Here is a 14,984-nt window from a genome sequence, read left to right as displayed (position 1 = left end):
GAAGGGCTGCGCGAACGCGCCGAAGGGCTGCGCGAACGCGCCGAGGCGGGCGACGTGCGAGCGGTGCGCGCGCTGGCCGAAGCGTATTACCTCGGCCGCGGCGGCGTGGCGCAGGATTTCGCCGCAGCCGCGCGCTGGTACCGCAAGCTGGCGGCACAGGGCGAGGCCGGCGCGCAGACGACCCTGGGGCTCATGTACGCGCGTGGCTGGGGACTTGCGCCGAATCTCGCCGAAGCGCGCAGGTGGTGGAGCCTCGCCGCCGCCCAGAACGATCCGGGCGCGCAGCACAACCTCGGCATGGTCTACCTGCAAGGGCAAGGGGTCGCGCGCGATCTGCCGCAGGCTTTGCATTGGTTGCGGCGCGCGGCCGAGCGCGGTCATGTGGCGGCACAGCGCATTGTCGGCTTGATGTACTTCGACGGCGAAGGAACCACCCGCGACGTCGAAACCGGCCTCACCTGGCTCACCATCGCGGCCGAGAGTGGGGAAGAAGGTGCGCAGCAAGCCTTGCAGGCCATCGGTGACAAGGTCCCGGAGCAGCAGCGCAGCGAAGCGCGGGCGCGGGCGCTAGAATGGATCAAGACACACCCGCCGCGCTGACCGATGCCCTTACGCAGCCGGCACGTCCAGCGCAGCCGGAGGAACTCCCGCCTCATGGCGCGCCCAGACCATCTCGAAGGCGCGTTCCAGGCAACGCGCGAGATCGCCCGCATCCCATAGTGGGCATGAAGCTCGCGCCGCCTCGAGCCGCTCCTTGATCGTGTCCAGTGCCGCCGGATCGGCCGCCAACGCGACTGCGCGCGCTTCGTAGTCGCTTGAGCTTTCGGCAACGAGATCGGGCAGGCCGGCAGTGCGCACGAGGCTCGCCCCGACCCGGCCCGCGGCCGTATGACCGACCAGCGTCAGCACCGGCACGCCGCAGTACAAGGCTTCGAGCGCGGTCGTGTGCGCATTGCACGGCAACGTGTCGAGAAACAGGTCGGCGAGGCGCAGGCGGGCAAGATGCTGCTCCAGGGCGATTTTGCGCGCGAACACGATCCGTGCCGCATCGATGCCGTATGCTGACGCATGGGCCCGCAGGTTGCGCTCGACGATCGCGTCGCCCAGCAGCCACAGGACGGCGCCGGGCACGCGCGCGAGTATGCGCATCCAGGCTGCGAACACGGCCGGATCGATTTTGTAGGCGCCGCTGAATGCGCACAACACCGTGCCGCGCTCCGGCAGTCCGCATTGCGCCCGAGTCGGCGTCGGCGCGGGAACGAGAGGTCCTGTGGCATAGGTCCAGCATGAGCGCGGCAGGCGCACGAGACATTCGGGCGCGAACTGCGCGCCATCCTCTCCGTTGGCTCCGTCGGCGATGCGGTAGTCGACCCAGTCGCCGCCCGAGCTCACCAGTCCTCCCAGATAGCAGATGTTGATGGGCGCCGGACGAGCAGCCAGCACGTGCGGGCGCGACCAATCATAGCCGTGCGATTCGTCCACGAGGACATGGATGCGATCGTCCCGGATGAGGCGCGCGAGCCGTGCGTCGTCAGCCGCATGAGCAGCGCGCAACGCATCGAATCCTTGCGCCAGCCACTGCGCTTCGCGGCTCGCATCGGGGGGATTGAGGACATAGCCGAAGCTGCGTACACGCGCCCGGTCGAAAGCATGCAGAATCGGCGCGTTGAGAAACGCGCTCGGATGGCGCCGGAAGCCGGCCGAGAGAAAGCCGATGCGTAGCGGCTCGCCGGGCTCGCGCGGCACGTCCTGCGGCGGCATCCGGCTGGGCGCGGCCGCTGCAATCGAATGCGCGACCCCGCTCACGACAGCGCGCACGACATCGGGCGCCAGCGGCAGGAAAAGGCTCGAGAACGGCAACGAGCGCTCGCAGACCAGGTCGCCGCTGCGCAGGCCCTCGCGCACGATCTGTTCGAAACGCGCGATGAACTGCTCACGCCCGCGCCAGTCGCAGCGCGCCAGGCGATCCACGCCGCGCACCAGGTAGACGACACGCGGATCGGGCATCTCGTCCTGCGCCCGTCCAACCTTCGCAGTCGAATCCGACTGCGCCTGATACGCCGAGCGAACGATGGTGCGAAAGAGCGCCGGATCGAGCGAGCGCGCCCGCTCGAAGCCCGCGCGCGCTTCCGCGATCTGGCCCAGGCAGGCCAGCGCGAGCGCCCGGCACACCTGCGCGCCGACATGCCGCGGTTCGCGCTCCAGCACCGTGCGGCACGCGGCGAGCGCCTCCTCGTAACGGTCGGCTGCCGTCAGCGCCTGCGCTCGATTGAAGTGCCCTTCGCAAGCAGCGGGATTCGCCGCGATCGCGCGCTCGGCGTCCGCGAGCGCCAGCTCCGGCCGGCCCAGCCGCAACAGCAAGGCGCTTCGATTGAGCAGCGCGGCGAAACAGGCTGCATCGATGGCAATGGCACTGTCGTAGTGCTGCAGCGCCTCGGTCGTCTTACCGGTCTGCTCCAGCACGATCGCCATGTTGACGACGATGCGGGCGTCCTGCGGATCGAGCGCGTGCGCGCGCGCATATTCCGCCAGCGCCTCGCCCGGCCGGCCAAGCAGACCCAGCATGGCCGCACGGGCGTTGGCGGCCTGGACATGTTGCGGGCCCAAGCGCACGGCGCAGTCGAATGCGCTCAGGGCGCTCGCAAGCCGGCCGCACAAATGTTCGGCCGCACCGAGCAGGAACCAGGCTTCGACCGTATCCGCGTACTGGCGGCAGATCGGCTGCAGCAGCGATCGCGCTGGTTCGCCCTGGCCCTGCCCGAGCAGCACGCGGGCTTGCGCGAGCGTTGCTGCGATGGGATCGTTCATGACGCCCGTGGTGCGAGCCGTCGACGGCGTGCACGAGCGCATCCGCCCATCAGAAACCCACCTCGCAGACGAAATCGTCGAGCTTGTCGGCGCGCCCGCGTGCAATCCCATCGACCTGCGCAACCGATATGCAAAACGGGTGGCCGAGGTGACGAGCAATGCTGGCCGCCAGCGCGGCAGCCTGTTCGGCCCGCAATGCTGCGTCGCTGACCACATCCAGCCGCATCACATCGACGGCGGTCTGCACGAGGCGAAATTGTCGGATCGGCGCAACCTGCGACCACTCGCCCGGCCGGATGCGGGGCCAGAACCGGCTGCCGTCCGCCAGCACCGCCATGTTGCGCGACCGGCCGGCGACACGACCCAGGACGGGCAATCCGCGGCCGCAGGCGCACGGCTCGCCCGGCTCGGCATAATCGCCGAGCTGGTAGCGGATGAAGGGCGTGGCGAAGTTGTGCAGCGAGGTCACGACCACCCGGCCGATGGTTCCGGCAGGGCACGGTGCACCCTGGTCGTCGAGCACTTCCACCACCACGTTTTCCGACTGCACATGGTAGTGAACATGCTGCGGACATTGAAAAGCGATATAGCCGACTTCCTGCGCGCTGTACATGTCGACCACAGGGACATTCCAGGCCTGCCGCACCAATTCACGCAGCGCCTCGGGCAGGCGCTCGCCGAAGGTTCTCGCCTCGCGCAGCCGCGTGAGCCGCAAGCCGCAAGCAATGAACTCGCGCGCGAGCGCAGCCAGGTTCGAAGGATAGCTCAGCAGGTACTCGGGATCGCGCTCGGCGAGCCATGCCGCCTGCTCGGGGATGGGCGTGGAGACGCGCAAGCCCGATGCCGGCCCGGTGGGGCCCAGCAGCGTCGCCGGCAGCCCCCAGTCCGGGCGCTCGCCCGGATCGATCACCGAGCGGATCGCCGCCAACCGAGCGCCGAAATCGCGCCGGTGCCACAAGTGCTCGCGCAAGGTGAGCGCGTGCCACATCACCTTGACGATGTCGGTGGCGGCGAACTCGATCGGCTCGGCAGTCGAGCCGGAGGTCGCTTCCCGGTACGCTTTCCCGTGCTGCGGCGGCCAGCTGGAGGCGTAGAGGCTCGCGCCTGCCGCCTGCACCTCGCTGCGGCGTAGCATCGGGATGGCGCGAAAGAGCGTCCACGACAAGGGGGAGTCGGGCCGATAGCCGGCCGCCGCCAGGCGTGCGCGATAGAACGGAACCTGATGCCACGCGTGCGCGAACAGTGCGTCGAGCTGGGAAAGCTGGCGCGCCTGCAAGTCCTGCGGCGAAGACCATTCGCTGCGCTCGAACTGCCACTGCAAAGCGAGCAGCAGCGCCGTATCGTCCGCAACCGCCGCGTGCCGGCCGATCGCGTGGCCGCGCTGCCACTGCGCCGCCAGGATACGCGCGTCGTCGCGCCCGGGAAACGCCGGCCAGCACACGCCGGGTACGGCGCTCGGCACGCTCGCCTGTGCCGCGGTCAATGGACTGCGTCGCGCACGACGCCGCACGCACCGACGCCTGCAGCCACTACGGGGCCTTGGTGAAGGCCGCCGCGCCGTTGACGAATTTGCCGGAGCCGTTCTGGATGTTGTAGGCCACGCCCGCGCGCGCGGCCATCGCACCGGCGAAGAAGCCGTGGATCGAGGTCGAGCAACCCGATGCGCAAGCGCTGCCCGTGGTGTAGCCGAAGGACGAGCCGCTGAAACCCGATCCGGAGATGGGGAGCCCGGTCGCGTTGATCGCGTACGCAGCAGCGTTGACGTTGACGTTGGCATTGAAGCTCACGAGTCCGGTACCGAAATTGGCGGTGAGCGAGGCGCTGCTCAACGTGCCTGGCATCGCGCCGATCGCATCGGTGGTGGGATTGGTGGCGCCCAGCAGCGAGTAGCTTGCCGTTACGCCTCCGCTCTGCAGGGCCGTCATGTCCGACAGTGGCGTAGGCGCACCGAAGACGTTGTGGAAGCTCTGCGAGCCGGTGAAGGCGCCGCCGGCGTGGCCCGATGTACCGCCGAGCGTGCCGCCGCTCCAGCGCGACCAGCCGATGATGCCGTCATTGCCGCTTTCCCCCGGCGCCGTCACTGCCGAGCCGATCGCCGTCAGGCCCGAGGTCTCGAAGAACCGCAAGAGCTTGCCGGAGCTGTCGATGGCTCCAGTGGTCCCCGTTTTCAGGAACGAGTCGCTCGCACCCAGCGACCCCGGGTCGTGCGCGCCGGCATGGTCGATCGCGACCGAGCTTCCGACCAGGGTGCCTCCGCCGGGCGCGGGCGTGAAGCCCGACTGGGTGAACGTGGCTGCGCCGGCGATCGTCTCCGTGTCATCGAAGATGCGGTATCCCAGCCCGGCTCGCGCCGCCCCGGCGCCGGCGAAGAAGCCCTGCACACTCGATGTGCAGCTGGACGCGCACCCGGCCGGGTTGGTCGTGGGCAGTCCGGAACCGGAGAAAGACGGTCCGAAAGTCAGCACCTCGGAGCTTGCCGTGTTGCCCAGGCCACCGGTCGTCACCACGTGATAGTCGTTGCTGCCGAAATTGACATTGAAGTCGAGCCCGACCCTGCCGAGCGCGAAGTCGACTGCCATCGCGCCGCTAAAGCTGCCCAGGCCCAGCGTGCCGCTTGCCGAGGTCGCTTTGGTTGCGCCCTGCAGGGTAAAGCTCGCGATCCCGGATGCAAGCGCCGGGCTCGTCAGAGTGCCGAAGACGTAGTGAAGTCCCTGGTTCGCTGTGAGGTTCAGTGCGGAGAATCCGGCACCCTCGCCCCCGTCCACGGTGGCCGTACCGCTGCTGAGGCGGCCGAAGCCGATCGTGCCGTCATAAGCGTGTTCGCCCGGGGCGAAGCTCGCCGTCTTCTGATCCATCGCGACCAGGCAGCAACCGCTGCCGTCGAACATCGTCACGCGCCCGCTCGGCGCCAGCTGGGCAGTCCCGTTCGATGCGACGATCGTGGCCGACGTAGCACCGTCGGCATACGCAGCCAGCATGTTGGTGACAACCGGAAGATAGAGTTCCGCTTGCGTCCCGGCCGCGGCGCCGTGAACCTTGAGCGCCGCTGCGGAATCGTCGATCGCGTAGCTGAAGCCGGTGCGAACCGCGTTTGCGCCGCCGAAGAAACCGAGCACGTCGGCGCTGCAGCCTGAAGCGCAGGCGGCCCCGCCAATGCCCGTCGTGGGCACCGAAGCGCTATTGGCGAACACGAACGGCGCCGACGCCCCGAGCAGCGCGACTTCGGAGCCGGCGAGGCCGCCGGTCCCGCCCGTGGTCTGCACGCGGTAGCCTGCGCTGGAGAACGTAACGGTGAAATCCATGCCGACCTTGCCGGTTGCGAAGTTCACCGCCAGAACGGGCTGGCCGGCGCCCTGGCCGGGCGCGAACGTGCCAAGCCCCAGTGCGCCGGTGGTCGAAGTCGCCCGGGTCGCCGCAAGCGCGTTGTAGGTTGCGATATTCGCGGCTGGCATGGGCGCGGTCGGCGCCGTGGTGAACGCGTAATGCAGGCCCTGGTTGGGGCCGACGGGAATGGACAGCTCCTCCAGGCCATCGCCTCGATCGACCTTGGCGGTGAAGGTGCCATCGCTCCAGCGACCCACGCCCACCGTGCCGTCGTGGAAGGCGTTCTGCACGCTCGCCGTTCCGAGCCGGAAATTTTCCCCGGTGGCCGGATCGGAGAACGCAACGACCTGGTTGGCGTCGTTCAGTTGCGCGTTGCCCGAGGCGAGAAAAAGTGAGGCATCGAGTCCGAACGCCGCTACGGCGGGGACCGTGGGCGGCTCCACCGGCGGCTCGGTGGGTGGTTCGGTCGGCGGAGGAAGCGTGGAACATTCACTTCCGCCGCTTGCACTCTCGCACAGCGGCGTGTCGCGTCGATCCCCCGCGCGTTCATCCTGCGGCAGCTGCGGCAGCGCTGCCACGGCCTGGGGCGGCGGCAACAGCGGCTTCTCGAACGTGATCACGGGCGTGCTGTTCTGGTTGGCGACGAACGCGCTCTGGCCCTGTTCGATGACGAACGTGCCCGCCTCGTTGGTGATGGCGATGGTTCCGCCGCCCACTGCCACACGCAGGCTGTCGGTGATCTCGGCGAGGTACTCGGTGCCGCGGATGCCGATGGTGGCGGTGGACGTGCGCACCCGGTAGGAGTCGCGGTTGGTGCGACCGATGAGCCCGGTGATGGTGCGTAGCCCTCCGCGCAACAGGCTGAAGAAGCCGCGCTCCTCGCCTTCCTCCTTCTCCTTGAAGCGGAACTCGTCGATGCGAAAGGTCGTGCGCGGCTGCAGCGACACCAGCGCGCCGTCGGCGAAGCGCAGTTGCGCCCTGCCCTGCTCGGTGCTCACCGTATCGCCTTCCGTGATCGCGGCGCCGCGCGCGAGCGAGCGCACCGTTCCGTCGGAGCCGGTGGCGCTGACCTGGCCGTTCGCGAACTGCACCCGTGCGACCTGCGCGTGGGCGAACGTGGACAGGGCCGAAGACACCATCAGCGCCAGGGCCGCATCGCGGCTCGGGCGGAAGCGGGGGGTGCTCATGCTGGGTACCTCAGCGGAAATCGCGCCGCACCGTGATCAGCGCCTGGGCGCGATCGAAATCGGTGAACGGCACGTTGGACTTGTTTTCGGTGTAGGCGACCTGCGGCGTGATGGTCCAGAGCTTAGCGGGCTTGTAGCTCAGACCCAAGCGAAAATCGGTCTGCTTGTCGGCGCGATCGTCGAAGAAGCCCGGCACCGGGCCGCCGTAGTTGCGGTCCTCGTAGCTGCCGAAAGCGAACGCCGATACGGCTTCGGTCAGCGTCAGCTGGCCGCCGATACGTACGCCGGCCAGGCGGTGGCCGAAATCCGGCCGGGAGGAATTGCGCTCGTTCTCGTGCCCGTAGTACGCGCCGGCGAACAAGACGGGTGCATACCGCCCGGTAAAGGCATGCGCATACGCAATGCCGCCCACGGTACGATCGGCGTTGCGGATTTCCTGTCCCGGATAGTCCAGCCGGGCATGCTGGAGGTACGCGGTGAACACGCCGTTGCCCACCTGGTGCTGCCATTGCGCCACGCCGCCGAACGAATCGCGAAACCGGTTCCAGTCCAGGATCATCTGCTGCCCCTGCAGGGCGAACAGGAAGCGGTTGCGCGTGTGCGTCACCTCGGCGCCGAGATTGACCGCCACGTTGCCGAGATCGAAGTCGGTCTTGTCGAAGTGCAGGCGCTGGCTGCCATCGACCGCTGCAATGAGCGCGAGGCTGGGATTGACGGGATGGCGCACGTTCGCGCCCGCCGCCAGATAGCCGAAACCATCCTCCTGTTTGAGCGCTGCCGGATTCAGCGTCGCCACCCCCAGTCCGGGCAGCGCCGGGACTGCGAACTGGCTGGTCGTGGTCCCGCTATTGACGTTGGTGTCGTAACCCAGGCCGAGCTCGACATAGCCTGCGACCGCGGTGCGGGTGCCCGCCTGAATCTGCTCGATCGCGTCGAGGTACTTCTGAATGGTCGCCGCTGCTTCCGGCGGAATGGTTTGTTGTCGGACCGTTTCGAACTCGCGCCGCGCGGTCTCGACCTCGCCCAGCTGTACCAGCGCCCGCGCGATCTCGGCGCGCGCCTGGACGTGCTTCGGATTCACGGCAAGCACGCGCTCGAGCGCGAATACCGCTTCGGTATAGCGCCCGCTATCCAGCGCCGCGATGCCCAGCAGATAGTCGAAGTCGGGGTTGCCGGCGCGATCGGCTTCCAGCGGCTTGAGCAGGTTGTAGGCCGCTGCGGGGTCGCTGCGCTGCATGAGCTGTCGCGCCTGTGCGAGCACCGAATCCAGCTGCGCCAGCGCGGCACCGGCCGAAACCAGGACGGCGAAAGCGATGATCCACTTCAGCAGCACGCGCTTCACGTTCGTTCTTGTTCCGTTGTGGGTGATGAGCGACGTCTCGGGGGCTCGCGGCATCGAGGGGCGGTCCGCCCCAGCGTGGGACTCCGCCTGCAGGCACTGCGGCACCAGGGATGATTCGAGCGTAGGGATAATGACCATGTGAGTCAATCCCTTAGCATGCAAAGATCAGACGATGTCGAGGATGCGTTGCAAGCCTGCGACAGCCGCGATGCGCCATCTCGGGTCGCCTGCGCGGCCGATCGGCCCTGCGACGGGCTCGACGGCGCCGGCTCAGATCTTCGGCAACGTGACGCCGCGCTGGCCCTGGTACTTGCCGCCGCGGTCGCGATAGGAGGTCTCGCACACGTCGTCGGCCGCCGCTTCCAGGAACACGACCTGCGCCACCCCTTCGTTGGCGTAGATCTTGGCCGGCAGCGGCGTGGTGTTGGAGAACTCCAGCGTCACGTGGCCTTCCCACTCGGGCTCCAGGGGCGTGACGTTGACGATGATGCCGCAACGGGCATAGGTCGACTTGCCCAGGCACAGGACCAGGACGTTACGCGGAATGCGGAAATACTCGACCGTGCGTGCCAGGGCGAAGGAGTTTGGCGGGATGATGCAATGATCGCCGCGCACGTCGACGAAGGACTTCTCGTCGAACGCCTTGGGGTCGACGATGGTGCTGTTGAGGTTGGTGAAAAGCTTGAATTCGTTCGAGCAGCGCAGGTCGTAGCCGTAGCTCGAGGTGCCGTAGGAGACGATGCGCTGGCCGTCGACCGCCTTCACCTGCCCCGGCTCGAACGGCTCGATCATGCCGTGGGACTCGGCCATGCGGCGGATCCAGCGGTCGGACTTGATGCTCATCGACTCCCCTTCACCCGCATGTCAACCGCAAGCGCGCTGCGTCAAGTATTCTGGACCACGATCTTCGGAAACGCCGCGGAGTGATCCTGCTGCCTGTCCGCGATGCGGATCGCCACCCGGCGCGCGATCTGGCGGTAGATCACCGCGGCACGCGAGTCCGGCGCGGCCACGACGGTGGGCTGACCCGAATCGGCCTGCTCCCGGATGCCGATGTCGAGCGGCACCTGACCCAGGACCTCGACCTTGTAGTCCTGCGCCATGCGCTCGGCCCCGCCTTCGCCGAAGATGTGCGATTCGTGCCCGCAATTCGGGCAGATGTGCGCGCTCATGTTCTCTACGATGCCGAGGATCGGGATGTTCACCTTCTCGAACATCTTGAGCCCCTTGCGGGCATCGAGCAGCGCGATGTCCTGCGGCGTGGTCACGATAACCGCGCCGGTCACCGGCACGCTCTGCGCAAGCGTCAGCTGAATGTCGCCGGTACCCGGCGGCAGGTCGACCACGAGATAGTCGATATCACGCCAGCGGGTCTCGTTCAGTAGCTGCTGCAAGGCCTGCGTGACCATCGGCCCGCGCCACACCATCGGCGTCTCGGTATCGATCAGGAAACCGATCGACATCGCCTGCACGCCGTGGCCGACCATCGGCTCGATCGACTTGCCGTCGCGCGACTCCGGCCGCCCGCGGATGCCGAGCATGGTCGGTTGCGACGGGCCGTAGATATCCGCGTCCAGCACCCCGACCGAAGCGCCTTCGGCCGCGAGCCCCAGCGCGAGGTTCACCGCCACCGTGCTTTTGCCGACGCCGCCCTTGCCCGAGGCAACCGCGACGATGTTCTTCACATTAGGGACCAGCTTCACCCCACGCTGTACCGAGTGCGCCACCACCTTGCTCGTCACGGTTACGGCGACACTGCCCACGCCGGGGAGCGCGCGCACCGCGTCGGCAACCGATTGGCGCACGCTCTCGGTGACGGTCCTGGCCGGATAGCCCAGGACGATCTCGACGTTGACGGCGTCGCCCTCGATCCGGATGTCCTTCACCATCTTGCCGGCAACGAAACTTGCACCCGTATCCGGGTTGATGACATGGTCGAGTGCGGACTCGACTTGATCGCGGTTAATGGTCACGGCATTGAGCTCCGACTGGGCGAATCGATTCTAGCAAGGAACGCGACCGCGCTCTCGATGTGCAGCACGGTGGCAACGCACTCATTGATGTGCAGGACGGCAATGCACTTCATTCGATGTGCAGCACAGCACGGTCTAGCGACGCACTCCATTACCGTTGCAGCACCCACCAAGCCCGAACCGGCGCTTGCGGCTGCGGCCGGAAGCAAGCGCGATCCGGCTAGAATGCCCTATTTGAATCGGTGCCTTCGATGTCGCGCACAATCCTGGTCACGTCCGCGCTGCCGTACGCAAACGGCGCGATCCACCTCGGACACCTGATCGAGTACATCCAGACCGATATCTGGGTGCGCTTCCAGCGCATGCAAGGTGCCGAGGTGATCTATGTCTGCGCCGACGACACCCATGGCACCCCGATCATGCTGCGCGCGGAAGCCGAAGGCGTCACCCCCGAAGCGTTGATAACGCGTGTCTACGGCGAGCATACGCGCGATTTCGCCGGCTTCCTGGTGAGCTTCGACAACTACCACACGACCAACTCGCCGGAAAACCGCGCTTACTGCGAGGAGATCTATCTGCGCCTGAAGGAGCGGGGACTGATCGACGTGCGCTCGGTCGAGCAGTTCTTCGATCCGGTGAAGTCCATGTTCCTGCCCGATCGCTACATCAAGGGCGAGTGCCCCAAGTGCGGGGCGAAGGACCAGTACGGCGATTCGTGCGAAGTCTGCGGCTCCACCTACAGTCCCACCGATCTGAAGAACCCGTACTCGGTCGTCTCCGGCGCCGCTCCGGTGCGCAAAGCTTCCGAGCACCATTTCTTCAAGCTCTCGGATCCGAGGTGCGAGGCGTTCCTGCGCGCCTGGACGCAAGGCGGCGAGCACCTGCAGCCCGAAGCCGGCAACAAGATGAAGGAATGGTTGGGCGAGCAGGGCGACAACAAGCTCGCCGACTGGGATATTTCGCGCGACCCGCCCTACTTCGGCTTCGAGATCCCCGGCACCGACGGAGCCAAGTTCTTCTATGTCTGGCTCGATGCGCCGGTCGGCTATTTCGCGAGCTTCCGCAACTATTGCGACCGCGCGGGAAAATCGCAGGCCGAGATCGATGCGTTCCTGCGCCCCGGCGCCACGACCGAGCTGGTCCATTTCATCGGCAAGGACATCCTCTACTTCCATGCCCTGTTCTGGCCCGCGATGCTCGAACACGCCGGCTACCGTACGCCGAGCAAGGTTTTCGCCCACGGTTTTCTCACCGTGAACGGCGAGAAGATGTCCAAGTCGCGCGGCACGTTCATCACCGCGCAGAGCTATCTGGAGCTGGGCCTCAATCCCGAATGGTTGCGCTACTACTACGCCGCCAAGCTTGGGTCCACGATGGAGGACATCGATCTCAACCTCGACGATTTCGTTGCGCGCGTGAACAGCGACCTGGTCGGCAAGTACGTCAACATCGCCAGCCGCTGCGCGGGCTTCATTTCCAAGCGCTTCGACGGCTACCTTCATGCGGATGCTGCGGGGGTTCGACGCGAGCTGGATAGCATCACTGTAGACGGCTCCAAACTGATTGAAGCGGACCTGATCGCTGATACCGGACCCATGTCAGTGCACGCCGTTGCGAGCTATCTCTCTCTTTACTTCAACAGCCGTGAATATGGGAAAGCGGTACGGCTTGCAATGGCTTACGCGGGCAGCGTAAACCAGTATTACGATCGCGCTCAACCATGGAAGCTTGGAAAATCTGCAGAGGATTCAGACCGACTGCAACTCGTTTGTACAGTTGCGTTGAATGCCTTTCGGTGCTTGAGCATCTTCTTGCAGCCCGTCTTGCCGGCTCTATCGGCCAAAGCTGCTCAGTTCCTGAATGCAGATGCATTCTCCATGTTCAACGAGGCCGTTGACATTTTGCCTGCAGGCCACCGTATTGGTGCATATCAACATCTGATGACCCGGATCGATCCGAAGCAGGTGACAGCCTTAGTCGAAGCGAATAAGGAGTCCCTGCTCCCCTCTCCCTCCGGGAGAGGGGCCGGGGGTGAGGGAAAGCTTCAACGCAAACAGTCCCTTCCCGAGGACTTGCTCGGCTACGCACGCAGGCTTCGCACCGAACAGACCGACGCCGAGAATCTGATGTGGTTGCTGCTGCGCGATCGACGATTGGCAGGCACGAAGTTTCGCCGCCGACATCCGATCGAAGCCGAAGGAAACCGATACATCCTGGATTTTTATAGCGCGGAAGCGAAGCTCGCCATCGAACTCGACGGCAGTCAGCATGCGCAGAACGATTACGACCAGGCTCGGGACTCGGCGCTGAAACGCGCAGGGATCGAGGTCATTCGATTCTGGGACAACGAGGTGTTGCAGCAAACCGAGCCGGTTCTGGAAAGGATATGGACGACGCTTATGGATAAAGTACCCTCACCCCCGACACCTCTCCCGGAAGGAGAGGCGAGCAAGAAAGCAGGCGGTGGCAAATCTCCCTCACCCCCAGCCCCTCTCCCGGAGGGAGAGGGGAGCAAGACAGGCGCCGATGCGCCCATAACGATCGACGACTTCGCCAAGCTCGACCTGCGCGTGGCGCGCATCGCCAGGGCCGAGCATGTCGAAGGCGCGGACAAACTCCTCAAGCTCACGCTCGACGTGGGCAGCCTCGGAACGCGCACGGTGTTCGCCGGCATCAAGTCGGCTTACGAGCCCGCGCAGCTCGACGGCCGCCTGACCGTGATGGTCGCCAACCTTGCGCCGCGCAAGATGAAGTTCGGCGTCTCGGAGGGTATGATCCTCGCGGCCAGCGACGAGAACGGCGGACCGTTCCTGCTCGCGGTCGACGAAGGCGCCAAGCCCGGTATGAAAGCCAAATAGGCTAACCCTGCGAAATCGAGCACATCGAGCACATCGAACAATAGGCCAGCCATGCGAATCGAACGCATCGAAGCCGAGGCGATCGCGATCCCCCTCACGCGCGATTTCGGCGGCAGCACCTATCACGTCACCCGCCGCTGCACGGTGATCACCCGCGTCTACTCCGAAGACGGTCTCGTCGCTGAGGTGTACAACGGCGACAACCGCGATTCAGCGCCGCACATCGCGCGCATGATCACCGAGAAGCTCGCACCGCTCGTCCTCGGCGAGGATCCGTTCGCGGTGGAGCGGCTGTGGCAGAAGCTTTTCACGCAGACGATCGCGGCCGGCGATCGGAAGCTCCTGCTGGAGGCGATCGCATGCATCGATTGCGCCCTGTGGGACCTCATGGGCAAGTCGCTCGGCAAGCCCGTGCGCGACCTTCTCGGCGGCTTTTGTGACGAGTTGCCGATCATTTCCATCGGCGGCTACTACGTCGAAGGCAAGACCTTTGCCGACATCGGACGCGAGATGCAGATGTATCGCGACGCGGGCATGGCCGGCTGCAAGTTCAAGGTCGGAGGGCTTGCGCCGACGGAGGATGCCAAGCGGGTGGCGGCGGCGCGCAAGGCCGCGGGCGGGGATTTCATCCTGGCGGTGGACGCCAACCGCGGCTGGGACGTCGAGCACGCGATCCGCTTCGCACACCTGGTCGAACCGCTCGACATCCGCTGGTTCGAAGAGCCGTGCCACTGGTACGACGACGCCGCCATGATGGCGCGCGTGCGGGCGGCCACGAGCATTCCGATCACGGCCGGCCAGAGCGAGATCACCAGCCACGGCGTGCGCCGTCTCATCGACGCGGGCGCGGTCGACCTCGTCAACTACGACGTCTCGGAAGGCGGCGGGGTCACCGACTGGCGTCGGGCGGCAGCGATTTGCGGCGCGGCGGGTGTCAAGATGGCGCACCACGAAGAATCGCAGATCTCGATCCAGTTGCTGACCGCGATCCCGCACGGCACCTATGTCGAATGCTTCGCCGACCCCGAGCGCGATCCGGTCTGGCAGAGCGTCTGGTGCAACCGGCCGACGGCGAAGAACGGCTTTTTCACGCTGCCCGAGGGCAGCGGCTTCGGCATCGAGCTCGATCGCAAACTGGTCGCCAAATATCGCTCGGCATGAACTGCGCGCCCGAGGCGGTGCGATCGCGCACGCCTCAATGGCGGCCGCGGGGCCGGTGGAATCACGAGGTGCCGTATTGCGTCGCGATCGACGCGCTTCGATTGCAACGCGACGGGTTCGCCGATCGAATCGATGATGTGCAATCCGACGACAGGGGACTACACTCGCGCCGATGTTGTCCGGTGATGATGACCTGAGCCGCCAGTTCCGGGTCCCGGTCGTCGAAGCACCGAGTCGGACGGCATGTGCGCCTGTTTTGCCCCGGCCAGCAGGCATGCCCGCCTCTCGAGACAATCCAGCTTACGCGCAAATCGAGGAGGAGCGAGCGTGA

At 66.2% G+C, this 14,984-nt stretch carries 8 protein-coding genes; 3 read left to right on the top strand and 5 right to left on the bottom strand.

The window, feature by feature from the left end; all coding sequences use genetic code 11:
- Positions 1–600, top strand: a 600-nt coding sequence (locus GEV05_08845; protein MPZ43494.1) for a hypothetical protein, incomplete at its 5' end; no start/stop codon positions are given.
- 9 nt (positions 601–609) lie between these two features.
- Here the strand turns inward: GEV05_08845 and GEV05_08840 are convergent.
- The 5 genes from GEV05_08840 to apbC all read right to left on the bottom strand — a co-directional run bounded on the left by GEV05_08840 (position 610) and on the right by apbC (position 10,634).
- Complete coding sequence (locus tag GEV05_08840) at positions 610–3,024, bottom strand: tetratricopeptide repeat protein (protein MPZ43493.1); 2,415 nt, start codon at positions 3,022–3,024, stop codon at positions 610–612.
- A 1,313-nt stretch (positions 3,025–4,337) separates the two neighbouring features.
- Complete coding sequence (locus GEV05_08835; protein MPZ43492.1) at positions 4,338–7,319, bottom strand: hypothetical protein; 2,982 nt, start codon at positions 7,317–7,319, stop codon at positions 4,338–4,340.
- 10 nt (positions 7,320–7,329) lie between these two features.
- Positions 7,330–8,799, bottom strand: coding sequence for a tetratricopeptide repeat protein (locus GEV05_08830; protein ID MPZ43491.1), 1,470 nt, complete (start codon positions 8,797–8,799; stop codon positions 7,330–7,332).
- Positions 8,800–8,931: 132 nt separating this feature from the next.
- On the bottom strand, positions 8,932–9,504 hold the full coding sequence (locus GEV05_08825) for a dCTP deaminase (GenBank protein MPZ43490.1): 573 nt from the start codon (positions 9,502–9,504) through the stop codon (positions 8,932–8,934).
- Positions 9,505–9,545: 41 nt separating this feature from the next.
- On the bottom strand, positions 9,546–10,634 hold the full coding sequence (apbC, locus tag GEV05_08820; protein MPZ43489.1) for an iron-sulfur cluster carrier protein ApbC: 1,089 nt from the start codon (positions 10,632–10,634) through the stop codon (positions 9,546–9,548).
- Positions 10,635–10,885: 251 nt separating this feature from the next.
- Here apbC and metG point away from each other — a divergent pair, with 251 nt between their 5' ends.
- On the top strand, positions 10,886–13,492 hold the full coding sequence (metG, locus tag GEV05_08815) for a methionine--tRNA ligase (GenBank protein MPZ43488.1): 2,607 nt from the start codon (positions 10,886–10,888) through the stop codon (positions 13,490–13,492).
- Positions 13,493–13,543: 51 nt separating this feature from the next.
- Positions 13,544–14,653, top strand: coding sequence for a mandelate racemase/muconate lactonizing enzyme family protein (locus GEV05_08810; protein ID MPZ43487.1), 1,110 nt, complete (start codon positions 13,544–13,546; stop codon positions 14,651–14,653).
- Positions 14,654–14,984: the final 331 nt, after the last annotated feature.

The sequence above is a fragment of the Betaproteobacteria bacterium genome, assembly GCA_009377585.1.
Classification (GTDB): domain Bacteria; phylum Pseudomonadota; class Gammaproteobacteria; order Burkholderiales; family WYBJ01; genus WYBJ01.
Note: the sequence above shows the minus strand (reverse complement) of the source record. Positions and strands in the feature narration are given on the sequence as shown.